Here is a 26,129-nt window from a genome sequence, read left to right on the forward strand (position 1 = left end):
AGTCCGAATACCGCCCCTTTATTTACATTGTTATAATAGCAGCTGCTTTCACAATCGTTTTGCCTGCCTATATGGTAGCATTTTGGGATGCAGTGGGCTTCATTCGCATTAACTTGTTTACGCTTTTATTTGACTCTGGTTGGTGTATAATGATGGTATTTATGAGTGGAGGCGAAACGATGAGCAAGCAGCAACAAATCCAATTACCGTTCACAATGGGAACCAGCTCTGATTTTAATGCTCATATTCCCTATCATAGTCACTTTCATTACGAAATCTATTATTTCCATGGCGGCAAAGTAAACTATCTTATTAATGACCGCATCTATGTTCTGGAGCCTGGCGACTTGCTGCTTATGCACGGGATGACACTTCACCGGGCACATGTCGATCCAAGCGCAGTTTACCACCGGTCGATCCTACATTTTGATCCGTATTACTTCAAGCAATTTATTCAGCCTTCATTTGCAGCGGACCTGCTCGAGCCCTTCGAGAAGCTTCAAAATATACGTTTGCAGCTGAAGGGCAATGAGAAAGCGGAAATAGAAGCTAGTCTTCATAAGCTTGAACAGCTTTACGTACTTCAGGACAGCTTCTCCATTCAGCGATTTCAAGCTTTAATGCTCGATTTTCTTATTCAGATCAATCAGCTTTGCCAGAAGCCGCTGAAGGATAAACCATCCTTTCCAACCTCCAAAGAACGCCATGTTCAAGCGGTCATCTCCTATTTGGAGTGTCATTATAATAATGATATTACGCTGGAGGCGATTCAAGCAGAGCTGCACTTAAGCAAATACTATTTGGCTAAAACATTCAAAGAGGTTACTGGATTTACAATCTTCCAGTTTCTCATGCAGCGTAGAATCTATCAGGCCAAAATCGAACTTATCAACACCATTCACCCCATTACCGACATTGGTTATGATGTTGGTTTTAAGCATCCCTCTCATTTCAGCCGCGCTTTCAAGCTGCATACCGACCTTACACCCGAACAATATCGCAAGCAAAATCATGTCTCTTCCGATCAACTGTAAACCGCTTCATTCCAAATTTGTGGATTGAAGCTCTTGACCCATTTRGTTGTTAARCGTATTATTGTCATAACAACTAAATGAAAATAGCAGGTGAAAGCAATGGAAATTATACAATCAGTAGGCTATATGCTCAGCAATACAGGCCGCAAACTAAACCTTCGGCTGCATCAGCTTTTTCAAGATTATGACGTTACGCCTGAACAATGGTCGCTGCTCATGTATCTTGATGAGCATGATGGCATGACTCATAAAGATTTGGCACAGCGCTCCGACAAGGACCCCGCCAACATTACACGGCTTGTTGACCAGCTTGAACGAAAAGCGCTTGTCCGACGTGTCGCCAATCCGAATGACCGCCGATCGCAGCTGCTTTATTTAACCGCTAATGGCAGAACATGCTCTAATGAACTGGCACCTATCGAAGAAAAATTTGTTGCACAGCTGTTGACCGATATTTCTGAAGACGAAATTCAATCATTCAAAAAATTTATCGCCAAAATAACTAAAAACGCAGAACTGAACCACGAATCAAACACAAAGACGAGTGAATGATCGGCGAACATCTGAGAGGGGAACTATAATGAATACGAATAAATTATGGAGCGCCGACTTCATTAAAATATGTTTAAGCAGCTTTTTTCTATTTTTTGCTTTTTATACATTAGCAACAGCGTTGTCCGTTTATGTGACCAATGGACTTGGAGGATCTGACACGCAGGCCGGATTATCGATGACCGTCTTCGTTATCGCCTCTGTATTGCTGCGGCCCTTCGCAGGCCAACTGATGACTCGTTATGGGGAACGGAAAATCGTTATTATTTCGTTGCTGCTGTTTCTATTGTTTTCGATCGCATACTTAGGTGTCTTTGGATATGCGATGCTGCTGCTGGTTCGTTTTTTTCATGGCGGCACGTTCGCTATCGCAACTACCTCAACGAATACGACTGCAATTGGAATCATACCCGAACATCGCAAAGGAGAAGGAATTAGTTATTTCAGCTTATTTATGAGCCTCGCGATGGTCATCGGGCCCTTCGTTGGTTTAACGATAACGACGCATGGCGGTTTTACAGCGATGTTCGCACTATGCGCTGTCTGCGCGCTCTTCGCCTTCATCCTAGGCGCTTCAACAGCCAAAAAATCCGTTGCTGCCAAAGCTGAACAACCGATCTTAAAAACGAAGAGCAAGCTGCATTGGCGCGATCTTGTAGAGAAGAAAGCTGTGCCAATTGCACTTAGCGGCTTTGTAGTCGCGTTCGCCTACAGCGGACTTGTAACGTTTATGTCGGTTTATGCTCATGAACAGGCTATTGATCAATATGCAAGCTATTTCTTTGTGTGCTTCGGCATTATGATTGTATTGCCTCGTCCGCTTGTCGGTAAATTGCTTGATCGTGTAGGAGAACATGTCATTGTATATCCCAGCATCGTTATATTTGCCATCGGCATGCTGCTGCTTAGCCAAGCAAGCTCGCCAGTTATTCTGCTTGTTTCCGGTGCTGTCATTGGTCTCGGATACGGCGCCCTGCTGCCTTGCTTTCAGACCATAGCCGTGCTTGCTGCTCCGGCTCATCGCAGAGGGCTCGCTACAGCAACGTTTTATTTGCTGTTCGACCTTGGATATGGCATTGGATCCTACACGCTTGGCTCGTTGGCTTCAAGCTACGGGTACAGCGTTATGTATATACTTTGTGCCATTATAATTGCCTTATCTTCCGTCATTTATTTCACACTTCACCATAAACGCAAAAGATTGTTGGCGACATCAGACGATAACGCCTATAGCTCATCCTAGGCCTATCGTTAGCTGATCCTCAACAGGCAGCATAATTTCCACGACTGTTCCTTCATTCATCACACTGCTAATTTGAAGCGTACCCTTGTGCGCTTCAATAATGCGGTTGCTGATCATTATGCCAAGCCCAGTCCCTTTTTCTTTCGTTGTCAGAAAAGGTTCGCCGATTTTTGAAATAAGCTCCTCCGGTATACCTGGACCGCCATCTATAATTCGGATATGAACGAAGCCATCCTCCAAGCTTGCAACCGTCACTACAACTTCGCCGCCCTGCGGCATCGCCTCTAACGCGTTTTTAATAATATTCAAAAAAACCTGCTTAAGCTGGTCCACATTGCAAAATATACTCGGCCGTGTATGGTCAAAACAAACCTTCAATTCCACATTTATTAGAATAGCTTGTGTTTCCAGCAAAGATAATACACTTCGCAGTATCGGCTCTAGAGGCTCGCTGCGATAGTTCGCGAAATGCGGCTTCGCTAACGTCATAAACTCATTTACGATTAAAGTAATACGGTCAATTTCATTGGCCATAATTGAAAAATAATGCGGGTTCTCCGGGTATTTACTGCTTAATAGCTGCGTGAAGCCCTTTAGCGCTGTTAACGGATTTCGAATTTCATGCGCTACGCCTGCGGCAAGCTGACCAATTGCCGACAGCTTCTCTGAACGAATAAGAACCTCCTCCGAGCGTTTGCGGTCGGTCAAATCACGAATCACACTGAGCATGACATCCTTGCCCAAATAATTGTTAATTCGGATACTAGATATTTCTACATCCAATAACTGTCCGTCTGGACGTACAAGGACTCGTTCAACAAATGACGTCGGTTCATCCGACGACATGATTAAATCCATCTGCTCCAATGAAGAGGCATGATGACTGGGATGAATAAACTCGAATACACTTCTTCCAATGACCTCTTTTCCAGGTTCAATCCCGAGTGCATGCAAAGCTAGTTTGTTCGCATAAAGGACGATTCCTTGATCGCTAATAACGATGGGTTCGGGGACAAACTTAATAATTTTTTGATATAGGTTCGCATTGTCCCTTAGCAGATTTTCCTTTTCACGTTTAAAGGTTACGTCTTGTATCGTGCCGAGCAAGGACAGCTGTCCATTGAACATAATGATGGAGGTGTTACCCTCCAAATAAATGATGCTGCCGTCTTTTTTTCTGCCTGTACACTTGAGCGGAAATTGATTTAACCCAATCGCCGATCCATGCATAATCTCGTTTCTGTGATGATTGATTTCATCCATTGACACCAAATCGCTTGAAGTGAGTTCATACATCTCCTCTAATGTGTAGCCATACATCTCCGCCAAATAAGGATTGGCATAAACAATTTTATTGCTTTGTCCTACAAATACGCCTGCTACGACATTTTCCATCAAGCTTTTATATAAATAATCCTTCTCGTGCAAGGAGGCTTCCATGCGCTTCTGCTTGGTTATATCATGAATAATAAGCTGGACAGCATTTTTACCATCAAATTTCACAGCAACTGCTCTCATTTCAACCTCTATCGTTTGCTGATCCAGACGAAGCAGCTCGTAGTAAGTAAACGTAGAAGGATTAGCCTCTATAATTAAATAGTTGATCATAGCTGGAAACCGCTCTAAATATTCGGAATGTATGAATTTATTTATGGGGTCTCCAATAATATCATCGAGATTGCTAATGCCCAGCATGGTTAGCATTGCGTGGTTAGCAAATACAATATCACCTTCTAACACAACAATTAGCCCGTCAGGAAGCATATGAACTAAATGCTGATATCTCTCTTCGCTTTCCCTCAATTGTTCGTTAACCTCGACGATTTTAATCCCCTCATCTCATCTCATTTCAACAAACAGCTTCATCCTGTTGATTACTTTCAACATCCCCAGCCTTCTTCCTGCTCCGCTTCGATTTTAAAATACAAAAAAACATTGCCGCCAGCAAGTGTATCGATTAGCGGCAATGTCTATAAGAGAGTCATGTAATCCGTTTTACTACTCGTTCATAAAGCCCCGTGCCACTAATACTCTAGCAATCATAACTGCTGCTTCCGCTCTTGTGGCTAACGCCTTCGGCGCAAGAGCGACCTTGTTTTGCCCTTCTACAATTCCTAAGCTCAGCGCAAGCTTCCAATCCTCTACAGCCCAAGCTGAAGCATATTTTGCATCACTGAATGCATTAAGATTGAAATCCGCTTGTTTGATTTGTGGATTTGCCAAACGATAAGCCCGCATTAACATGACGATCATCTGCTCTCTCGAAATAGATTCGCTTGGCCTAAACATCATATTGTCAAATCCTTTGATGAAACCCGCTTCATACGCTGAAGCGATAGCGTCCGAATACCAAGCGTCAGCCTTCGTATCTTTAAATGGTTTGAGGCTGCTAGCAGAAAGACCAAAAGCTTCGGTCAGCATAACCGCGAACTCTGCTCTTGTAACCTTTTGCCCTGGAGCAAATTCACTTTCGGTCATCCCTTTAATCATTTGCTGAGAAGCAAGCTTCGTTACTTCCTTCTCCGCCCAGTGCCCCTTCATATCTAAAAAGGTTTTCTTCTCATTGATAACAGTGTAGATGCTATTCGACAAGCTGCTTATGACTGCCTCAATTTTGCCATTTGACATCGCCTTGAACAGAGTCGGCACATGCTTCCACCGTTTACCGGCTTCATCATAAACTACACCTGTTGCAAACTCAGTCATTGAAGCTGCTGGCAAAATGATGGAGCGCTTCACATAATGATTAGCGAAACTATGAATCGTTTGCACTTTACCTCCCGTTTCTAACATAAGCTCAAAAGCATAAACCTCACCAATCGGCTTTATTCCTGTATGCTCTGTTAGCAGCTGGCTAGCAGCCGAATCCAGCTTTTTCATTCGCAGCCTCAGCTGTGCATTCGGATCATCAGACAGAAGATGACGAATAGCTGAGATATTCAGCTCATACACGGCATTGTAAATCGAAATTTCAATAATCGTTTCTGGCTGAGCGGCTGCTGCCTCCTTCAAGACAGAGACAGGTAAAACGATATCCGCGGCTGTTTCCTTTGTTGCTAATACTAGCGACAGCACGGAATTRTGGTTTGCTGCAGCGCGCTTCAATGCAGCTTGTAAATCTTCCTTCTGGAATGTCAGCTCTGCAAACGTTTTTCCGTCCTCTTGCTTTTTTACAGTTTCGATCCATTTCAAGCTCTCCGACGGCTGTGGAGTTACAGCACCGTCAGGCGGAGTGCTTGGAGCATTAAGATCAGCCATTAATGCATTTTCGGTCCAGTTTCCGGCTTGATCGCGCGCTTCCAGTACAAATCGATAGCTGCGCCCTGCGGAAAGTCCACTCACCTGAGTTGCTGTTTCCGTGCTTGGAACGATTTTAAAGCCGGTATCCCATGACAAGCGATAAGCGGCGATTTGTCCATTATCCATTGCTAACGGCCATTTTAACGCTGCGCTGCCATTCTCGCCCTGAGCAGCAGAAAGTGCTGCTTCTGCTGGCCAATTAGGTGCAATATCATCCGCTACTTTAACTGTATACGTTCTTATTGCATCTCCATACACAGCCTTTAGCTGTGTTTCACCTTGACCTATACCCGTTAATACCCCGCTGCTGCTTATTTCTGCAACAGCTGAATCTTTCACCGCCCAAATTACAGCTTCAGCCTCAGCTTCAGTGCCATTTGCGAAAGCAGTCAGTTGAATGCTTTGCCCTGCTTCTACTAGGTATGGCGCTTGGCGCTGTTCACCTGCTGCAACCGAGAAGGCATGATGAGTAAAACTAAAGGCTTCATTTGTTGTCTCAAATGCAAAATCAGAAGCTCCATTCATAAATGCTCCGACCTTCACTCCGCGAACAAGGGTATCACCGAATACCGCAGAACCTTTTATATTGCCGGATGCTTGAATGCCCCATGTGCCCGCACCGTCAACTACGTTATTTTCAAGCACGATGCCAGACGTATACTTTTCGCCAAGCAAAGAAATACCTTGGAAAGTGCTGTCTGAAATAATATTGTCACGCACTTGAATGTTGCCTGTCATATCCGTATCACCTGAGAATAAGAATAAACCGCCAAAATCTGCTGGCCAGTTATGCTCTCTTCCTCCTGTTCGCAGCAACGTATTGCGCTCTACGATAACATCGCCTTCAAAAGGAACGGGATTATGTCTCGTACTAACGCTAATTCCTGCACCAAAAGCAACGGTATCCGAAACGATATTGTCTGAAATGGTAACGTCCTTGCCGCCGTAAACGGCAATGTTGTTGGACAGCCACGGCAGCTCCGCTGTATTGAAGCGGAACGTATTGCCAACGGATTGTTTTCCGTTTGCCCACATCGCAAGCGAATCATCTCCTGTATTGCGCAGCTGGGTTTGCTCGGCCATCGAATTCGAGGTGCCTGTGCTAAAGTTAATGCCATCGGCAAACGTATTCCTAATTTGCAAGCCAGCAACATATAAGCCATCTGTTGCAAGGGTTGCACCGCCTGCAAGCTCTTTCTCCGTTACCCAAATCCCGGTTTTCACATGGTCTACGCGAATATGCTGAAGCGTTGAACCAATGCCATAAGTGCCATCAAATGCAGATTCTGGCTGGTCATCACGACGGGAAGTTACCTCTCCATCAATAGCAAGATCATACACGCGTATATGATTTCCTACTCCCATAAATCCGCCGCCAACGAGCGTCGTTTGCCATTTGCCTGCACCGCGAATCGTAATGTCAGCAAGCTCGATAGGACCCTGGTCAATACGGAAGGCTCCAGCAGGAAGCCAGACCCCCTTGCCGCTCAGCTTTGCTGCTTCAATAGCCTCTCTGATTGCATTAGAGTCATCAGTTCCGTCATTTGCTGTAGCTCCAAATTCAGTTACAGAAACAAAACCGTCAGGCATGCTGTAAGCAGCATCAGCAAGCTCAGCCTCTACTAAATCGATCACGATATGGTCTGCTGCGCTGTCCGCTTCCTTTTGCACTCTAATCGTAGAGCCGGCTGCTGCATCAGCAATGATGAAGCTTGTTTCATCAAAGAAACGATGAGCGTCTCCATCGCTTGGTTGATTGGTCCAAGGATAGCTTCCATATACCCAAGAGTATTTAGAGGTTAATAGCCCTGCTTCTTGCTTCACTCCGTTTACATATAAACCTATGGATGATTGATTGCCCATACCGTCTTCGGAATCCGGAATCGAATAACGAAGCGTTAATCGATTTGCCGCTTTTTGCAGCTTGAACTCCACATAATCGCCTGCTTCTTCCAAACGGACCGCCTGTCTGCCGGATGCTTCAGAAGCTAAAGCACGATATGCACGGGTTGGTTCAATGATCACTGCATTCGTCGCAGCATGCTCGGCTTCATATTGACTGTAAGCCGTGCTTGCTCCTCTGCTTGCGAGCGGAAGCACATTATTTACTACAAGCTGATCGAGCAATATTTGACCAACGTCGCCTTTGTTATTCGATAAGGTTACGGTATTTAATCCAGCTCTAAGCGTTAGCTTGAACTCATGCTTCTGCCAAGTGTCCCAGCTGCCTGCAGCTGTAAAGGCAAGCTGCTGCTCATTCAAGCCATTGACTGCCGCCGCTAGCACCTTTGCTGATCCGTTAGCATTCGCATACCGAATCGAAGCGTCATACGTGCCAGCTTCCTCAGCAAATACGGTAAAAGTCACAGAAGCATTTAGCGCCGAGAAATCCCCCGCGTATCCATCGCCGCTGAAGCCTTTCGCATCAGCGCCTGCTTGAACCCCACCGCTTAGGAAAGCATCTTCTGCTTCTAATGTGACATTGGATTTAAGCAATGCCATTCTAAGCTGCTGCTCGTCTTTAGGTGCGTTAAGCGTTCCTGAAGACAGACCTGCAGCATTGCCGCTTATTTGGAGAAGCATACCCTTGGCTTCGACGTTCTCGAAGCTTATAAGACCGCTTCGATCGATCATTTTCCACTGGCTCGATGCTTCTGCTTTACCTGTATTCTCAGAAACGATCAACTGACCATCCTTCACAGCAAGGTAGCGATCTGCCGCTTCATTATAGATCAGCTTATAACCATCCTCGTCCTGAAGACGCCAATTCGATTCTGAACTTCCGCTTGAGGCAGGAAGTACAACAAGCTCATTTCCGTTAATCGCAAGTCTAACATCACTGCCAGCACTCAAAAGCTGGAAGCTGCGAGAATCATTCAGCCTTGTTGTATGCACAAGCTCGGAAGGTGCTTCTGGTTCTGGAACAAAGCTGTCTTTTGAAGCCGTCTCCAGCTCCCATTGGAGCGCTGCCGATTCGATCGAGCGCAAACCAACCTGTGCATATCCTGTTCGGTCCTGAATATGCATGTAGTCTACCGGCTGTGACTTGCTGCGCAGGAGAAACTTGCCGTTTACTAAATTCCTCTCTAAGAACCAGGTCTGCTCTCCATTGCTGCCAAGCATTCCTGCTCTGCTTACTAAATAGGCTTCCTCTTTTGCTATCGTAATCTTATGGTTCGTGGCACGGTTAATGATTGTAACTTCTCCAATCACACTGCTAGTATTGCTTAACAGCATCCAGTGTGATCTTGCATCTCTTGCATTTGGTGTTCCGTAAAGAATAACCCCGAATTCATTTTCGTATAAATAGCTGCTGTTGTCGGCATTTTTCAAACGAATATAATCCGTCGGTATTTCCGATGGCAGCAAAGGCTGAGCTTCGATTGCAATCCATTGCGCGCTACCCCATTCAGCAGGGATATTGCTTGATTGGGCATACCCTGTTGCGTCCTGCACATGAATAACTTGATCTGTTTTGTATCCGTTTGTAAACACTAATTTATTATCTTCTGTAACGGTGACTGACCATTTAGCACTTGTCCAGCTTTCTTCAATCGTTCCGCTGTTTAGTGGAAGCAAATGGGGATTTGTATCCGCCTGCATGCCTTCTACATGAAGATAGTGTCCAGTCAAACGATTTTTGACACGTTTTAATCCATTTCCTGCATCCTCAATGAGCCAATGTGATGCCGCATTCAAGGAATCAGGATCACCATATTTTACTTTTTGCTCATCTTCATAAAGAAGCTTGTTCGTGTAGCTATTTTTTAATTGAATATATTTGGGAGCTGCTTCCTTCGCTACAGGAACAAAAGTCCATTTGGGACTACCCCAATCACGAGGAACTGCGCCAAATTGTACAAAACCACGCTTTTTCTCAACATGGAGAAAGCTGCCTTCATCGCTTGCAGGATGAATTAGCTTTGATCCTGAGGAGTTTAAGTTATCAATTACCCATTGCTCCGTGACAGCGCTTTCAGTTGCTTTAACTGTTTTAACCGAGATTTTGTCGGAGCTCACATCCTTCAAGCTTATGTAATTTCCAGTTGCGCGGTTCTGAATTCGCTGCATGCCTTCCTCTTCAACGATGAGCCATTGTCCGAGCTTGTTATCAGCTAATACGTTTCCGTATTTGACGACTCCATCGTCCTCATACATATAGAGGCCAAGCCAATCGTTTTTGATTTGAATATATTTTGGCGAGTTGTCGGGATTAGGATTGTAAACCGTTTTTACGGTAACCGGCTCAACCGCCCATTTTGGCGTGCCCCATGTTTTATCAATAGTGCTCAATTGAGCATCAGTTTTGCCTGCCTCTTCTTGAACATGAAGATATCGATAGGCACCTTCAGATGTTGTTGCCGCATGCTCAATGTTTACATAACCAGCTTCGTTGGCGTCTAGTATTTTCCAATCTACATCTACCAACTCCTCGTCTGCTGGAATGAGCGTGACAGGACTATAATAATACGTCGATTCAACAGCGGAAACATAGGCATTCGAAGCTCTATTCTTAATTTGCTGATTGCCATCCTTATTCTCTACTGCAAAATGAGAGGACGGATCTGCTTCAGCCGGCTTGCCGTATTTCAATATCCCTTCTGCGGCAAATAAATACTCTCCCGTATGCTTGTTTTTGAAACGCACATAATCAACAACGGGTTCAAATGACCACTGCGCTGTTCCCCAATTAGGCGGGATGCTGCTAGCTTGTGCAAATCCTGTTTTGTCCTCAATATGAATATAGTGATTTGGATTAGTGCTTGGCTGAATCGATTTAAAACCTTCTGTAACCGCATTCACAATTTTCCACAACGCAGCCGCATCACTGCTTGCTGCTGCCAAGCGAATTGGACTCTCGTGAGAAGTCCACCCTTCCAATGACATATAAAGACCAGTTTCTCTATTTTTGATCATCTGCTTCCCATCGTGCTCTTCAATAAACCACTGGGAGGCTCGGTCCGTTTCTACAGGAGCACCGTAAGCTACTTTATCTCCATCTGCTAATAAGTAGGTTCCTCTGTATTGATTTTTAATGCGAACATATTCCGCTTTATCCCCTTCTGCAGCTTGTACAGCCGTATTTCCCCCGCCCTGCAAGGCGGGGATATACGAGCTTAGCAGAAGAAAAATTAATGCACTGAGCGAAACTCGGCGCAGCTTTTTCTTCATCATCAATTCCTCCACGTATTGTTTTGCGATAAAATGCTAACCTTTCACCCCAGCTACATTAAGTCCACCCATAATGTAACGCTGGAAAATAAGGAAAAATATTAGCGGCGGAACCATCGTAATGGAGAGCACCGCAAACTTCACGTTCCACTGAATCGTGGAGCCGGAGTAGACCACATATCTGAAAATACCTGTTGCAAGAGGATACATATCCTTCTCCAGCATAACAAGTGACGGCCAATAAAAATCATTCCATGTGCTGGAGAAATAGAAGATGATAAGCGTCATTAGGATAGGTACCGACAAAGGAATCGCGATCCGAATAAAACATAAAAACTCACTAGCTCCGTCGATTCTGCCTGCTTCAAACAGTTCCTTATGCAATCCATCGAAAAAGTTTTTCATGAGCAGCAAATAAAAAGCATTCGCGCCTGCTGGAAGCCAAAAGGCCCAGTAGCTGTTTAGCAAACCTAAGCTTTGCAAGTTAAGGAAGTTTGGAATTAAGTAAGTAGCAGATGGAATCATCAGGGTAGACAAGAAAAACAGCATGACCACTTTCTTGAAAGGTACCCGCATATGAGACAACGCGAATGACGTCATGCCAATAAAGACAAGCGCGAAAATGACCGTGCCAATAAAAATCATCAGCGTATTTTTCAAGAACATAAGCATCGGAATAACATGCCATGCATCAATATAGTTATGCCACAGCCAATCCTTTGGGAAAAACGGCGCAGGGAAAGCAAAAAATTCCCCAGTCGTTTTCAGAGAGCTAAGCAGCGTATTCAGAAAGGGATACAGCATGGATACAATGATTATGCCGATAAACAGCACCATCACAGCGTAACCAAGCTTTACCTGCCAACGTTTGAAATCAAATGACGAGATTATGGAACGCTCGGTATTTTTCATCCTTTTTCACTCCTATTCTGCACTTTCAGGTAGAAGAAGGAGAGCACCATCATAACGGCGAACATCATCGTACCCATTGCTGTTGCTTTGCCAAAATCCAAATAAGTGAATGCATTTCTGTTCATAAGCAGCATATAAGTTAAAGTCGCGTTGTCCGGACCTCCGGCAGTCATAGCCAGTTGTGCTTGGAAGCTTTGCGAGGTGTTAATGATTTGAAGTAAAAACATCAGGAACAGCAATRAGCGCAAATTAGGCAGTGTAATAAACTTAATTCGTTGCCATACACTTGCACCGTCGATTTCCGCAGCTTCATACAGATCCCGCGGTATGCCGACGATTGAAGCCAAATAGATGAGCACCGCTCCGCCAAAGTTTTGCCACGTTTCCATAATAACGATCGAGATCATGGACATGCCTTTTGTGAAAAAATCAATTGCCGGCAATCCGATGCCCATCAGAAATGCATTAATTGGACCGATCGGATCATAAAACCAAACCCACATGCCATACAACACGATAGCTGGTATTACACTTGGCAAATAACCCGCTACGCGAGCTAGTCCTTGAAATCTTCTGAGCTCCGATACAGCAATAGCAACCGCAGCAGGCACCCAAAAGCCAATGACTACGCAAAGCCCCATATAATACAGCGTATTTTTTATTGCGGTATAAAAGTCACTTGAACTAGTAATATCGATGTAGTTTTGCAGTCCAACAAAAACATTCCCTTTAACGAAATCCACCTCTTGAAAGCTGTACAGAACTCCCTTAATAATAGGAATCCAGAGAAAGAGCAAGAAAACGATAATTTCGGGAAGTACAAACAAGGCCCCCCACATATAGAGGTTCCACTTGCGCTTTTTCTTCGTGCTTATCGTTGATGTAATCGTTTGTGTTGCCATGGTTCTCCCCCTCCCAAGGTGCTGCGATACTTATGATCACTTCTAATTTGTAAAAAAAACGGGCCAATACCGAGGTTATTGGTATTGGCCCTTGGTGTCGCGGCTTTTTATTGAATCGTAATTTTGTCGTAGAATTCCGATTGGACTTTAGCTGCTGCTTCATCCAACACTTTTTTCAAATCAACATTTTTTGTCGTGAACACTTTTTGAATAACGTTAGCCATTTCTGCATAGAAAGCTTGTGTTTCATATTGCGGCTCCGGCTTACCATCAAGCAAAGCCATCAAAGCAGGGTCATATGTGAACACATTGTCATGTTTAGCCAACATCGTATCCCATTTTTGACCGAACTCCGATTCTGGTGTCCAATAGAAAATTGTTTGTGGAATATATACTTTGTTTTCTGATTTACGTGTAGTAATTTCACCATCAATTGCATTAATGAATTCGTCAGTGAAATACTCGGAAGTCAACCAGTCAAATGCTGTTTTTTGCTGTGCAGCATCTGCTTTAGGGTTGATGACTTTGAAGCTGCCGCCTAGTACGCCAGTGTGCTTGCCGCCTTTAGTTACGGATGGGATTGGATAAATAACGACGTCGTCTTTGCTGATACCGCCTGTGTTGATGGCTGCATCCGCTGCATTGCCGCTTCCGCACATAACCATTGCACCACGGCCTTGGTTAAACAGGTTGAGTGCATCGCCGTAGCCTAGCGCCCAGTTTTTCGGAAGCACGTCAGCATCTTTCAGCTGCTTGTAAAACTCCAACGCTTTCAAACCTTGCTCGCTGTTGAATGTTGCTTTTACTTTGCCGTTCTCAACCGTTTGAATGTCGCCGCCCGCTGCAAACAAGAAGTTCGTCCAGTTCCAGCCTGCTTCTGTGCCTTTGCCCATTGGGATAAAGCCAGCAATACCTTTAGCCGGATCGTTTACTTTTTTCGCAGTTTCAATCAGCTCTTCCCAAGTCCAGTCAAGCGATGGAAGCGGAACGCCCTTTTCCTCGAAAATTTTCTTGTTAAGCGTAATTGTCATAACATAAGCATCTACTGGAATACCATAAATTTTACCGTCAACGGAGAATGGACCCGTCATAATTGGATTTAGGTCATCTTTGTTTTTCCAATTTTCAATAAGGCTCGTAACATCAGCCGCCCAGCCTTTTTCAGCTAGAACACGTCCTTCTGTCAAATAAGCATTAAACTCAGTTGGCGCATTGTTAGCAGCCATTTTAATTCCGATTTCAGTTGGATTGTACTGCCAATCGTCCGTCTTGATCGTAACGTTAGGGTTTGCTTTTTTGAAACGCTCAATTTTCAGGTTCAACTGCTCGATCGCTTCTGTTCTATCCGGCGGTTGGCCTTGAACTGTAATTTCTACAGGCTCTGCTGGTTTCTCAGTTGCTGGCTGCTCCTCTGTTTTGTTTACAGCTGCATTCGTTGCTTTTCCAGCATTTTCTTCTTTCCCTTTGTTTCCGCCATTGTTACTGCCACTGCAGCCTGCCAATACAATCATTAGTACGAGCATGCTGATTACGATTCCCCTGATCTTCATCGTGTTGGTTCCCCTCTCAATTAGGTCTTTTGTTGCTTGCATCCTCATTATAAGTCAGCTTCTTCCCTCTACACGATGGTCGCTGTTACGGTTAAGGTGTGCGCTGTTATGATTTCGACATATTGTTCGACATATAAAAACTGCTCGCGCAGCAGCACGAGCAGAAATGTTATTTTTTTAAATCTGATAGATTATAGCCAAAATACTTTTTAAACATTTTGCTAAAATGCTCCGGCGACTCATAACCAATCTCATCTGCAATCTCGTATCTCCGCATATCAGTCGTAAGCAGCAGCCTTCTTCCAGCTTCCATTCTCTGCTTCGTCAGGTAATCCCATATCGTAATATTAAGCACCTTTTTAAATAAATAGCTCAAATAATTGGGACTGAGATGAACGGCATCCGCAATATCCTGCAGCTTCATTCCTTTTTTACTAAAATGTTTGTCTATGTAGCCTCTCGCTTCCTGAATATCTCCATTATGATCCTCCGTAGATTTTTTGTCTGACACATCCTCGGCCAAAAACACATGATGATCATGATGAACCTCTGTCATTTTTAGCGCGGAGATCGCTTCCTTGTATAGCTCTGCCCAGCTGTACAGCCCTTCCTTAATCGTACTAATCCCAATCGTGCATTGGACATTTAAGTATTCCAGCAGATGCGCATGAAGTTGTTGTCCGATCGTCGTCAGCAAGCTGCTTCTCATCGAATGGTCCAGCTCTTTTGCTGAAAGCTGCAGCACGACAGTCAGAGCTCCATTCGGTGAATAAAACAATAACTTATCCCAGCTGCTGATCGTTTCCTCTACCACGTTGTAGCAGGCATACTTAAGCAAATTCCGATCCCGCAAGGACTGAATGTCTTTATCCGTTTTACCAGCGTTTTTCAAATGCAGCTGGATCGTAAACAAACAGAAGCACGGGCCCTCCATCTTTAATCCTAATGATTGAAATAAAGCTTCAACCTCCGACTCGCCAAGCCCTTCCGTAATTAACTCGTTAAGCAGCATATGCTGCTTTGGATTCGTTTCCTCCAAATAAAACTTGCGATTGAACGCAGCATCGGATGCCGTGCGAAGCTCACTTTCCTTATGTCTTAGCAAACCTCCAACTATTTGAATAAGCTGCTTCGGCATGACTGGCTTTACGATATACTCTTTGGCGCCGAACTTCATTGCTTTCTGAGCATAAGCAAACTCTCCATGCGCAGACAGCACGATAATCGGGACCGCACTATTTTCTACAAATATCGTTTCCATGAGCTCAATGCCGTTCATATGCTCCATCTGAATATCTGTAATGATCAAATCTATTTTCTCCAGTCGAAAATAATCCAAGGCTTCAAAGCCATTGCCAGCCGTAAACAGCTCGCCGATTTGAATATCTGACTGCCTTAATATTGAGCTGATCCCTTTACAAATCATCGGTTCATCATCAACAATCAGTATATTATACATGCTCTTCCTCCCTCATGAGGTCTTCTGTGGTATGTGAGATTGGTATCGTAAGCTGAGCCCGAAGCCCGCCTTCCGCACGCAAAGCATATTCCAAACCGAATAACTCGCCAAAATGCAATTGGATTCGTTTATTGACGTTTCGAATGCCGTATCCTGCATCAGGATTTCTGCCTTCCAAAATATCATAAATGTGCGCAACATCCCTCAAGCGATATCCGTTGTCTTCTATTGCAATGACGATGCAATCCAGCTCCAGCTTGATTGATATCCATAGCTCGCCATCACTATCCATTCGTTTGATGCCATGCACGATTGCATTTTCGATAAGCGGCTGCAGTACAACCTTCGGAATTAGACAGCTCTTCGCTTCCTCTTGAATGATCCAATTGACACTGAAATTATAATCATAACGCTTTAGTTGAAGCCTTACATAAGCCTCTGCATGCTGCAGCTCTTCTTCAATCGTAATTAATGATTTGCCTCGGCTAAGGCCAATTCGCATTACAAGGGAGAGATCTCGAACCATTTCCGCTGACTCGTCCGTTCCCTCAAGCGTCATCCGCCAATAAATGGATTCCAGCGTATTATAAAGCAGATGCGGATTGATTTGTGAATGAAGGATCGACAGCTCCGCCTCCTTTTGCTTCAGCTCAAGCACATATTTATCGTGGATCGTTTCATTTAGCCGCTCTGTCATATCCATGAAATTATTGTTTAAAATTTCGATTTCATCTTTGGTACGCTGTGGATATTGTGTTAAGCCAAGCGGTTTGCCTGGCTCATAAGAGCGTGTATGCCTAGCGAGTCTAGAAATTGGACGAACGATGGAACGAATAAAGTAAACACCTAATAGGAGCAAGAGCAGGAAATAACCCATCATCGAATAATAAACGAGCTGCTCAATAACCTCATGATCGCCGATTATAGATTGCAGCGGTGTTTTGTAGAGCAGCTTTGTTTTACTTTGCTCGCTTTGATGAATGGCATATAGCCACTTTTTCCCATCAACCTCTAGCGTATAATATCCACCTTTGGARTTCGATACGTAGTCCGGCAACGGGAGGATCTTTCCGATGGAGTAGTTGCTTGTTGTTGAGATGACGATATTATCTTCATTTAAAATCAATAATTCGCCGTCCTTCGCCACATTATCAGGATCAAGATCACTTGCCAGCACACGTTCAAGTCCCGACGCGATCAAGTACCCAGCTTCTGGTGAGCGCCCATTCGTTATGCTGTTCATTTGTTTTACCATAACAAGCGTCTCCAGATCGGACGGATTATCTCCGAATTGATGCAGTACCTTCAGCACTCCCCGCCCCTGTGCACGATAAGCCTCCTTATACCATGGAAGCGCATCCACATTTGTAGAGAAGTAGATGCCTCGCGTCTGAATATCCAAAGAAGGCACAAAAGAGTAAAGACTTTCAGAATCCGGCATAAAAAAAGAATACGCTATTTTAGGAGATGTTTGTTTGAGCAGCATCTCATCCAGAGACGTGAACCGTCTAAAACGCTCGTAGGATGAAGATAACGGGATATTAAGCATTTCCTGAATTTCCTTGGTCATCATGATCGAATTCATGGTCTCTTCCATATGCATGATTGTTCGATCAATCGTTACATGACTTGATTCCACCCACTTCACCAGAGTCGAACCCACTTGCCGCTCCGTAATTTCTGCGACATTGCGCGAGACAACCCAATCCATAAAAATAACAGGTATAACGACTAGTACAATAAACAACGCGATGAATCGCTGGAGCATTGTGAGATTAGTAAAGGATTCTCGCATCTATTATGCAGCCTCTCTCCATTGAATACTTCTTAAATCTTAATTGTAGCCGATAATACGCCCGCTTCCATGTTCAATATTATGTTTATTGTAATCGATATTCAGATCTTTTTTCGACATCTTTTTTTCATAACATAATAAAATGGCCATCTTAATCGCAAAAAAGAGACTGTCCTTTGAGTAGATCACTCTACTTAAAGGACAGTCTCTAATGTGATGCTTTATATTTAGCCTTCGAGAAGAAGTGCTTCTGGATCTTCTAGAAGCGCTTTGACGGTTACGAGGAAGCGAACAGCTTCGCTGCCATCTACGATACGGTGATCGTAAGACAATGCAAGATACATCATCGGACGGTTTTCCATACGAACGTCATCGATTGCTACTGGACGAATTTGAATTTTGTGCATGCCGAGAATACCAACTTGCGGTGCATTAAGAATTGGCGTGGACAGCAAGGAGCCAAATACGCCGCCATTCGTAATAGTGAAGCTTCCGCCTTGCAAATCAGAAATGGCAAGCGTGTTTGATCTTGCTTTGCCAGCAAGCTCAACGATATTTTTCTCGATTTCAGCGAAGCTTAGACGGTCCGCGTCACGTACGACTGGAACGACAAGACCTTCTTTTGCAGATACTGCAATGCCGATATCATAGAATTTTTTCGTAACAATATCTTCGCCGTCAATTTCAGCATTAAGCAGCGGGAATGCTTTAAGCGCACCAACTACAGCTTTCGTGAAGAATGACATAAAACCTAGGTTCACATCATTTTTCTCGAAGAAAGCTTGCTTGCGGCGTTTGCGCAAATCAAGAATCGCAGTCATATCCACTTCATTGAAAGTCGTCAGCATCGCTGCTGTGCGTTGTGCTTCAACTAGGCGGTTAGCAATCGTAACCCGGCGACGAGACATCCGTTTGCGTTCAGTCGGCTTCACATCTTTGCCTGCGTTAGCAGGTTCTGATTGTGTTAGCGGAGCAGATTTAACCGGAGTGGCAACCGCTGGCGCAGGTGCAGCAGCAGGAGCTTGTCCTTGCGCTGAAAGATCAATGCCTTGCTCACGAGCACGTTTACGAGCAGCTGGCGATGCATTAATCGTTGCTGCACTTTCAATTGCAGAAGAGGCAACAGGCGCCGCTTGCGCAGCAGCTGGTGCAGCTACTGCGGCAGGAGCAGCAACAGGTGCTGGCTCAGCTGCCGGAGCAGCAGGTGCGGCTGCTCCGCCCGCTGCTTCTCCAATCGAACCGATTGCTTCGCCTACAAGTACAACTTCTCCGTCTTGTTTAGCAATGCGAGATACAACACCGCTATTGTCTGCGCTAATTTCTATGTTAACCTTATCGGTTTCAAGCTCTAGTAGGACATCTCCCTGATTGACAGAGTCGCCTTCCTTCACGAACCATTTGGTAATTGTGCCCTCAGAAATGGACTCGCCTAGTTCCGGTACAATAATTTCAGCCATTAGTCACTACCCCCTAATCAAACTTGTTTCAACTGGTTTGCCGTTCAATGCTGTCGAAATAATCCATTTTTGTTCTGCGGCATGTACTTCTTGGTGTCCGCTTGCAGTACTTGAACGATCAGGTCTGCCAACGTAGCGAACAGCTGCCTTCTTAGGAGCTAACGCGCGAAGACGCGGTTCCATGAAGCTCCATGACCCCATGTTTTGCGGTTCTTCTTGTACCCATACGATTTCTTCAAGCTTGTCGAATTGCTTCACAATGCGTTCGATTTCTGCATGAGGGAACGGATACAGCTGCTCTACTCTTGCAACGCGCAGCCATTCATAATCTTCAGCATTTGTCGATGCAAGCGCCTCTTCAATATCGATTGCTACTTTACCGGTKCAAAGAAGCAAACGTTTTACTTTATCCTTCTGTTCCTTCGGCTCTGTCAGCTTGAATTGCGGAAGCACCGGCTTGAATGAGCCTTCGCTGAACGCAACGCCATGCGACGCAACACGAGGGTTGCGGATCAAGCTCTTAGGCGCCATTAGAACGAGCGGACGAACATGCTCCGTGCCAAGCGACGCTGCTTGCTTGCGCAGCAAGTGGAAATATTGAGCGGACGTTGAAAGGTTCGCAACGGTCCAGTTGTTATCAGCTGAAAGCTGAAGGAAACGTTCAAGTCTAGCGCTTGAATGCTCCGGTCCTTGGCCTTCATAGCCATGCGGCAGCAAAATCGTAATGCCTGATTTTTGCGACCATTTCGCACGGCCAGCTGAGATGAATTGGTCAAAAATAACTTGGGCAACGTTGGCAAAGTCACCATATTGCGCTTCCCAGATAACAAAGGTTTCAGGCGCAAATACGTTGTAGCCATATTCAAAGCCGAGTACTGCCGTTTCCGACAATGGGCTGTTATGAACGGCGAAGGATGCTTTCGCTTGCGGCAAAATATGCAGCGGCGAGAACTTAGCTGCCGTCGCATTATCATTAAGCATAATATGACGATGTGCAAACGTTCCGCGCTCCGAATCCTGACCGCTTAGACGAATAGGTGTACCGTCTGCAAGAATCGTTGCGAAGGCAAGCGTCTCGGCATGTGCCCAGTCAACCTTTTCCCCATCGTTCAAAGCTGAAGCTCTGCGCTGCAAAATACGTTGAAGCTTCGTATATTCTGTGAAGCCTTCTGGACGGTTAAGCAGCTCCAGATTGATTTCACGAAGCGTCTCAAGCGGAACTGCAGTGCGTACTTCCTCGCCTGTAGGAAGCGTTGTTTTGTTTTGCTCACCGCGAAGCTTCGGCTCGCCTTCCTTCGCTTTCATCGCATCATAGGCTGCTTGCAGCTTGCCGTTCGTACGTTGACGCAATTCTTCAACCTGCGCTTCCGTAATCGCCTTCTCACCCTTCAACTGCTCGCTGTAAAGCACGCTTACGGTCGGATGATTGCGAACCTTTGCATACATCAGCGGTTGTGTTACTTCTGGATCGTCCATTTCATTATGACCGAAACGACGGTAACCAATCAAATCAATAACAAAACCTTTATTGTAGCGGAGACGGTATTCACAAGCGAGGCGTACTGCTGCCAAGCAAGCTTCCGGCTCATCCGCATTTACGTGTACGATAGGAATGTCGAAGCCTTTCGCAAGATCACTTGCGTAATGCGTCGAGCGAGAATCAATGCTGTTCGTCGTAAAGCCAAGGCGATTATTTGCGATAATATGAATCGTACCGCCATTGTGATAACCTTGCAGCTTGTTGAAGTTGAGCGTTTCCGCTACAATTCCTTCACCAATGAAAGCCGCGTCGCCGTGAACGGCAATCGTCACTGCTTTCGCTGGATCTTGTGTAGGCATTCCCCGCTTGCTGCGATCTTCTTGAGCTGCGCGTGTGAAGCCTTCAACGACTGGATTAACAAATTCCAAGTGGCTCGGGTTGTTCGCAAGGGTAAGATTCGCACGAATCGTTTCGCCTTCCTTCACAGCTCTGTCAGCACCTAGATGATATTTTACGTCGCCGGTCCAGCCATAATTAAGGCCCATTGATCCTTCAGACGGAATAAGCTCTTTATTCGGAGCATGGTGAAATTCAGAAAATATTTTCTCATAAGGCTTGCCAAGTACATGCGTCAGTACGTTGAGACGACCGCGATGCGCCATGCCCATAAGAATATGGTGTGCTCCATCGTGTGCAACGGAGCGGACGATTTCATCAAGCACTGGCACGAGCATGTCTACGCCCTCGATAGAGAAACGTTTTTGTCCAACGAATGTCCGGTGCAGGAAGTTCTCGAAATACTCGACTTCCATTAGACGCTCAAGCAGCGCTGAACGTTCTCTTGCAGACAGCGGTGCTGGGAAGCTTCCCGACTCCGCCTGTTTGTTAAGCCAATTGCGTTCACTCTCATCATGAATATGTGTAAATTCATACGCCGCTGAACGGGTATAAATCTCTCTCAAGCGGTTGATTGCTTCCCAGCCATTCGAGATTGATGCTGGCGCATTATCCCAAATAAGCGATGCTGGAATAGAAGTTAAGTCCGCTTGCGTAAGTCCGAAAGTTTCTGGCTCAAGCAGCTTTGTATCAGCAGCAGGGCTGAAGCCGAGCGGATCAATATCTGCAGCTAAATGGCCGTATCTGCGAATGTTCAGCATTAGCTGATGCGCAGCGACAACCTTTTTCAACATATTTGAATCAATCGGACCAGGTGCTGCTGCATGTGATGCAGCCTTTTGCTCGCTTGGCTTAGCCGTAATGCTCGGAGCTTCTCCTTGTAGTGTAGCCGGAGGTTCCCCGAAACGTACAAAAAGCTCACGAACTGTAGACTCCACGGAGTCTGGATCAGTTAAGAAACGCTCGTATTGCTCCTGCACATACCCAAGGTTGGGGCCATAGTAGCTTTGCCAAGGCGAATAATTTCGCTCATCATGGTTGCTCATTGCAGAAAATTCCACCCTCTCTATTCATTGCCATCCTATTATTTTCTAAGGCGATGCTCGCCATACATGCTCGCCAACTTGCACTTGCCTAAATCGTTTTCAATAATAATCAAGCAAACACTAATCCCTTAACATATAAAGGGAAAAGTAAGAAAAATGAACATGTGTCAAGGACACCGTTTTATAGCTCATATATATTCTAGTACATAGTACGCTCTCCATCCATAACCATATTGGCATCGATATCATCCATTTGAAGCATTGATTGTCTCTTTTGGACAACTAATTGAGCATTAATTCTGATCTTGCTGCTCGATTGCATCAATTGAAGGCTTTAGGCCGTTTTTCAGCGCTTCCTGTAAAAATAAAATCGATTCTCGGTTCTGGTATTCACTTACCTCATGACCTGAAAAAGGATAATCATTTAGCTGCTTAAGCGATCGTATCCGATTGTATACGGCGTAGATGGTCTCTGGCATACACACGGTATCTTTCCAGCCAACCGACATCAACACAGGCGCCTTAATGCGTTCAGCCAAATTCAACAGGTCAAAATGAGCAAGCGTAGACAGCACTGCGTTGAGCCGATCAGGATACCTTTTAATGTACTGCGCAATTTCCGTAAGCGAGCTCGTCGAATTCATTAGGCCAAAATCCATATGGCACATGTTCGGAATATCGGCAACGACCGCGCTTACCTTGGAGTTCAGCGCTGCAGCAAGCAATGACAATCCGCCTCCTTGACTAGCGCCAACAACCGCAATCCGCGACTCATCCACCTCATCCTGTAGGGCAGCTGTATCCACTGCTCTAACCGCATCCATTGTAATCGCCTGGTAGTAGCTGCGCTCGGTATTCGTTATTCCCTGTGAAACCCAGCCTTTGACGAAACCTTCATCAGAGGTTAACAAGTTGCCTGTTTCGCCACCTTGCCCTCTAGCATCAACTGCAAATACGGCATAACCCAGCAGCAGCCATGCAGCATAACGCTCTGGTAGTCCCTTGTCGCCTGTATAACCCTGATAAATAACGACACAAGGCAGCTTCGCACCGTTTAATCCTTGCTGAGGAACGATGTACAACCCGTGAATAGGCGTATCATCTCCGCCTTTATAAGTTAAACGCTCCGTTCTCACCGTCGTGATTGGCGTTTCAACCGTTTGTCTCCTCACATCAAGCGGCCTCTCTGCATAGCTGTTTAATACATTTTCCCAGTATTGATTTAACTCTTCAACATCCATCGTTACGGATGGCCGATAAGCTAATAAATCATTTTTCCTTCTATTTATTGCATGCATATAAGTATACCCCTATTCCACTATGTATTTTCGTTCCGACACACAAAGAAATTGTTCTTTGAGGCATAAATAAAATAAGCTATCTCAAGTTTAACTCATTGAGCCAAACCAAAAATAGCCTTTTTTGAAAATGAATTGTTCATTATTTACCATAGGGCATTAACAGTTAGCACAGTTAGCAGATACAAGTTTTTTTCTTAACGCCTGCTTTGCCCAAAGAAACTGTTTTTTGGATATAATCACTAGCTAACGGGACCTTGCATGCTGTATTTCCGACATCTACATGCACCTTGCCGATGAATGCTGCAACGGCCTCTGCTTCTTCACGCAGCTCCGAGACATAAATACCGACAATCATAACGAAGGTGTTCATCGTATAACGAACACGATTTTGCTCCGTATGAATAGTTTCCTTTATTCTATTTAACAAAAAGCGAATTTCATTAAAATCCAGCTGCTCGTCCGGTGTAATAGAAATGTAATTCGCATAAGTGCTCCAGCCGCACGTTGACACCATCTCTTCCGAGGAGTCTATCCATTCTACTGCCAGCTCATGGGCAAAAGGGCTTTCCGCTGCGACACCTGCTACCGTATATTCCGCTGCCATGTACCAATAAGCTTGTTTGACCCATTGCTGCAGCGTCTCTTTAGCAATGGTTTTTGGATTAACTGAAAGTCCCGCCAAATACATCGCATCGCTATTACTGGACGCAAACAGCTTTAGCGCTAGCTCTTCGTCTTTTTTTACATATTTAACAAGCTTCTTCAAATCACCGATTTTCACACCAAAGAGCGGCTCCATCGCTCCATGACGAATAAAGGTCATTTTCGTTTGCTCATTGCCTAGCCGCTCTAATTCCTTCATTATCTCTTCATAGGTCATATGTCAGGCCTCCATTTTAGTCTACGTATTACTGCGCAAATAAAGGAGGTACGCCATTAGCGGCGAACCTCCAAATCATCACATCTCAAAGCTTATTCTTGATGTACAATCAATTCAACTAAAGTTCTAACCATGACGCCGGTAGCTCCCTTAGGCTCCCAGCCTCTGCTCGAATCCAGCCATGCAGTTCCGGCAATATCGAGATGCACCCACGGCAATCCTTCGGCAAAATGTCCAATGAACAATCCGCCGGTTATCGTACCGGCATATCTTCCGCCGCTATTTTTCAAATCTGCCGCATCGCTTCTAATCTGGCGCTTATATTCCGGATAAGAAGGAAGCTGCCAGATTCGTTCGCCAGCTCTCTCTGACGCAAGCTGCACCTGTTTGTAGAGCTCGTCATTGTTTGTAATAGCGCCCGTTGCGTGCGTACCCAAGGCTACGGATACGGCACCAGTTAAAGTTGCCACATCAATCAGCTTCGTTGCTCCCCTTGTAATTGCGGTCGTAAGTCCATCTGCCAGCACTAATCTGCCTTCAGCATCGGTATTCACAATCTCAACGGTATGGCCGCTCATCATCCGTAGCACATCTCCAGGTTTAATCGCTCGGTCCGAAGGCATATTCTCAGCTGTCGGAATGACTGCGATGACGTTGATTGCTGGTTTTAGCTCTCCAATGACGCGAATAGCACCCAGCACAGCAGCTGCGCCGCCCATATCGGAAATCATATCCTGCATGCCCTCCGCTCTCTTCAAGGAAATACCGCCCGTATCAAATGTAATTCCTTTTCCGATTAGTCCCCATGCCTCTTCTGAATTTGGATTGCCTTTATAGTGAATAACGATCATACGCGGTGGATTTATGCTGCCTTGACCAACGCCTAATAGACCGCCCATCCGCTGATCAGCCGCGCTCCATTCGTCAATGACTTCAATTTCCAAATCAAGCTCACGCGCTAATTCCTCTGCATGATACGCCAACCGTTCTGGCGTAAGATCATTACCAGGCAGATTCGTAAGATCTCTCGCCAAAATGACCCCTTCAACATACAATCTGCCTTTTGTTATCCCTTGTGTCCATAAAGCCGCTTCCTCTGCGGATGCAGCTGCTCCCTGTGGTACGAGTGCAACCTCTTTCAGTGAAAATCGCTCCGCTTTCTCCCGTTTCAACGGCTGTCGATCATGAAGCGCGAGCAGCAAGCCCTCAGTCAGCGCTTGTGCAGTAGACTCCACTCCAAGGCTTGCAGCTGGCCCTTCAACAAGTGCATCAGACAGTAGTACTTGCACATTTACCGCCAATAATTTTTTCAATGCTTTGGCTGCAGCCGCTGCTGCAAGCCGCAGGCTCGTAGCTCCGCCATCCTGATCAAGCCCAACAAACACGATATGAGACGCAGGATACAATCCAAGCGTCGGCATAATCTCCGTTTGCTCCGAATCCGCTTTAAACAACCCTTTAGCATAACGCCCTCTAAGCGCTTCATCGATTTGCGGCTGTACGATTGGGGTAACTGCTTCTGATTGCGTCAACTCTTTTTTACTGACAAAACGAATAACCGCATCTACATTTGCTTGCTCTGTACCGCGAACCCCGTATGTAAATTGAATACTCATTATTATTTCCTCGCTCTCCAAATGGATTTACTTA

Annotated in this window: 15 protein-coding genes; 3 read left to right on the forward strand and 12 right to left on the reverse strand. The window is 45.2% G+C overall.

Annotation, left to right across the window (positions count from 1 at the left end):
* The 3 genes from AB4Z17_RS02845 to AB4Z17_RS02855 form a co-directional block, all read left to right on the forward strand.
* On the forward strand, positions 1–1,034 hold a 1,034-nt coding region (locus AB4Z17_RS02845), incomplete at its 5' end, for an AraC family transcriptional regulator (protein WP_441958031.1).
* Positions 1,035–1,133: 99 nt separating this feature from the next.
* Positions 1,134–1,586 (forward strand): MarR family winged helix-turn-helix transcriptional regulator, encoded by a 453-nt coding sequence (locus tag AB4Z17_RS02850; RefSeq protein ID WP_441879177.1) that lies wholly within the window; start codon positions 1,134–1,136, stop codon positions 1,584–1,586.
* Between the two features lie 28 nt (positions 1,587–1,614).
* A complete protein-coding gene (locus AB4Z17_RS02855) occupies positions 1,615–2,829 on the forward strand; it encodes an MFS transporter (RefSeq protein ID WP_441958032.1) in 1,215 nt (404 codons plus the stop codon).
* Here AB4Z17_RS02855 and AB4Z17_RS02860 read toward each other — a convergent pair.
* The 12 genes from AB4Z17_RS02860 to AB4Z17_RS02915 all read right to left on the reverse strand — a co-directional run bounded on the left by AB4Z17_RS02860 (position 2,821) and on the right by AB4Z17_RS02915 (position 26,095).
* Positions 2,821–4,632, reverse strand: a complete 1,812-nt coding sequence (locus AB4Z17_RS02860) for a PAS domain S-box protein (protein WP_441958033.1) — start codon at positions 4,630–4,632, stop codon at positions 2,821–2,823. The two genes, AB4Z17_RS02855 and AB4Z17_RS02860, sit on opposite strands and share 9 nt — an antisense overlap.
* A 195-nt stretch (positions 4,633–4,827) precedes the next feature.
* Positions 4,828–11,304, reverse strand: coding sequence for an S-layer homology domain-containing protein (locus tag AB4Z17_RS02865; protein WP_441958034.1), 6,477 nt, complete (start codon positions 11,302–11,304; stop codon positions 4,828–4,830).
* A 33-nt stretch (positions 11,305–11,337) separates the two neighbouring features.
* Positions 11,338–12,213: a carbohydrate ABC transporter permease gene (locus AB4Z17_RS02870; RefSeq protein WP_441908828.1), complete on the reverse strand. Its 876-nt coding sequence runs from the start codon at positions 12,211–12,213 to the stop codon at positions 11,338–11,340.
* Positions 12,210–13,115, reverse strand: a complete 906-nt coding sequence (locus AB4Z17_RS02875) for a carbohydrate ABC transporter permease (protein ID WP_441958035.1) — start codon at positions 13,113–13,115, stop codon at positions 12,210–12,212. Before AB4Z17_RS02875 ends, AB4Z17_RS02870 begins: the two co-directional genes overlap by 4 nt.
* Positions 13,116–13,222: 107 nt before the next feature.
* Positions 13,223–14,665: an ABC transporter substrate-binding protein gene (locus tag AB4Z17_RS02880; RefSeq protein WP_441908825.1), complete on the reverse strand. Its 1,443-nt coding sequence runs from the start codon at positions 14,663–14,665 to the stop codon at positions 13,223–13,225.
* Positions 14,666–14,834: 169 nt separating this feature from the next.
* Positions 14,835–16,124 carry a response regulator gene (locus AB4Z17_RS02885; protein ID WP_441958037.1) on the reverse strand — a complete coding sequence of 430 codons (1,290 nt, stop codon included), beginning with the start codon at positions 16,122–16,124 and terminating at the stop codon, positions 14,835–14,837.
* Positions 16,117–17,892, reverse strand: a complete 1,776-nt coding sequence (locus AB4Z17_RS02890) for a histidine kinase (RefSeq protein ID WP_441958038.1) — start codon at positions 17,890–17,892, stop codon at positions 16,117–16,119. Before AB4Z17_RS02890 ends, AB4Z17_RS02885 begins: the two co-directional genes overlap by 8 nt.
* Positions 17,893–18,146: 254 nt before the next feature.
* On the reverse strand, positions 18,147–19,376 hold the full coding sequence (gene odhB / locus AB4Z17_RS02895; RefSeq protein WP_441958039.1) for a 2-oxoglutarate dehydrogenase complex dihydrolipoyllysine-residue succinyltransferase: 1,230 nt from the start codon (positions 19,374–19,376) through the stop codon (positions 18,147–18,149).
* 6 nt (positions 19,377–19,382) lie between these two features.
* Positions 19,383–22,298, reverse strand: a complete 2,916-nt coding sequence (locus AB4Z17_RS02900; protein WP_441958041.1) for a 2-oxoglutarate dehydrogenase E1 component — start codon at positions 22,296–22,298, stop codon at positions 19,383–19,385.
* Positions 22,299–22,591: 293 nt separating this feature from the next.
* The gene (locus AB4Z17_RS02905; protein WP_441908817.1) at positions 22,592–23,596 is read right to left on the reverse strand and encodes an acetylxylan esterase; all 1,005 of its coding nucleotides are present in this window, start codon (positions 23,594–23,596) and stop codon (positions 22,592–22,594) included.
* Positions 23,597–23,771: 175 nt separating this feature from the next.
* On the reverse strand, positions 23,772–24,479 hold the full coding sequence (locus AB4Z17_RS02910) for a DNA alkylation repair protein (protein WP_441958043.1): 708 nt from the start codon (positions 24,477–24,479) through the stop codon (positions 23,772–23,774).
* 92 nt (positions 24,480–24,571) lie between these two features.
* Positions 24,572–26,095, reverse strand: coding sequence for a leucyl aminopeptidase (locus AB4Z17_RS02915; RefSeq protein ID WP_441958044.1), 1,524 nt, complete (start codon positions 26,093–26,095; stop codon positions 24,572–24,574).
* Positions 26,096–26,129: the final 34 nt, after the last annotated feature.

The organism is Paenibacillus sp. TAF43_2 (assembly GCF_052113545.1).
GTDB lineage: Bacteria > Bacillota > Bacilli > Paenibacillales > Paenibacillaceae > Pristimantibacillus.

What these genes read in the sequence shown, in the direction of transcription:
- AB4Z17_RS02870 (WP_441908828.1), bottom strand. Translation starts at nt 12,213, where the DNA reads ATGAAAAATACCGAGCGTTCCATAATCTCGTCATTTGATTTCAAACGT.
- AB4Z17_RS02855 (WP_441958032.1), top strand. Translation starts at nt 1,615, where the DNA reads ATGAATACGAATAAATTATGGAGCGCCGACTTCATTAAAATATGTTTA.
- odhB (WP_441958039.1), bottom strand. Translation starts at nt 19,376, where the DNA reads ATGGCTGAAATTATTGTACCGGAACTAGGCGAGTCCATTTCTGAGGGC.
- AB4Z17_RS02905 (WP_441908817.1), bottom strand. Translation starts at nt 23,596, where the DNA reads ATGCATGCAATAAATAGAAGGAAAAATGATTTATTAGCTTATCGGCCA.
- AB4Z17_RS02885 (WP_441958037.1), bottom strand. Translation starts at nt 16,124, where the DNA reads ATGTATAATATACTGATTGTTGATGATGAACCGATGATTTGTAAAGGG.
- AB4Z17_RS02915 (WP_441958044.1), bottom strand. Translation starts at nt 26,095, where the DNA reads ATGAGTATTCAATTTACATACGGGGTTCGCGGTACAGAGCAAGCAAAT.
- AB4Z17_RS02880 (WP_441908825.1), bottom strand. Translation starts at nt 14,665, where the DNA reads ATGAAGATCAGGGGAATCGTAATCAGCATGCTCGTACTAATGATTGTA.
- AB4Z17_RS02850 (WP_441879177.1), top strand. Translation starts at nt 1,134, where the DNA reads ATGGAAATTATACAATCAGTAGGCTATATGCTCAGCAATACAGGCCGC.
- AB4Z17_RS02910 (WP_441958043.1), bottom strand. Translation starts at nt 24,479, where the DNA reads ATGACCTATGAAGAGATAATGAAGGAATTAGAGCGGCTAGGCAATGAG.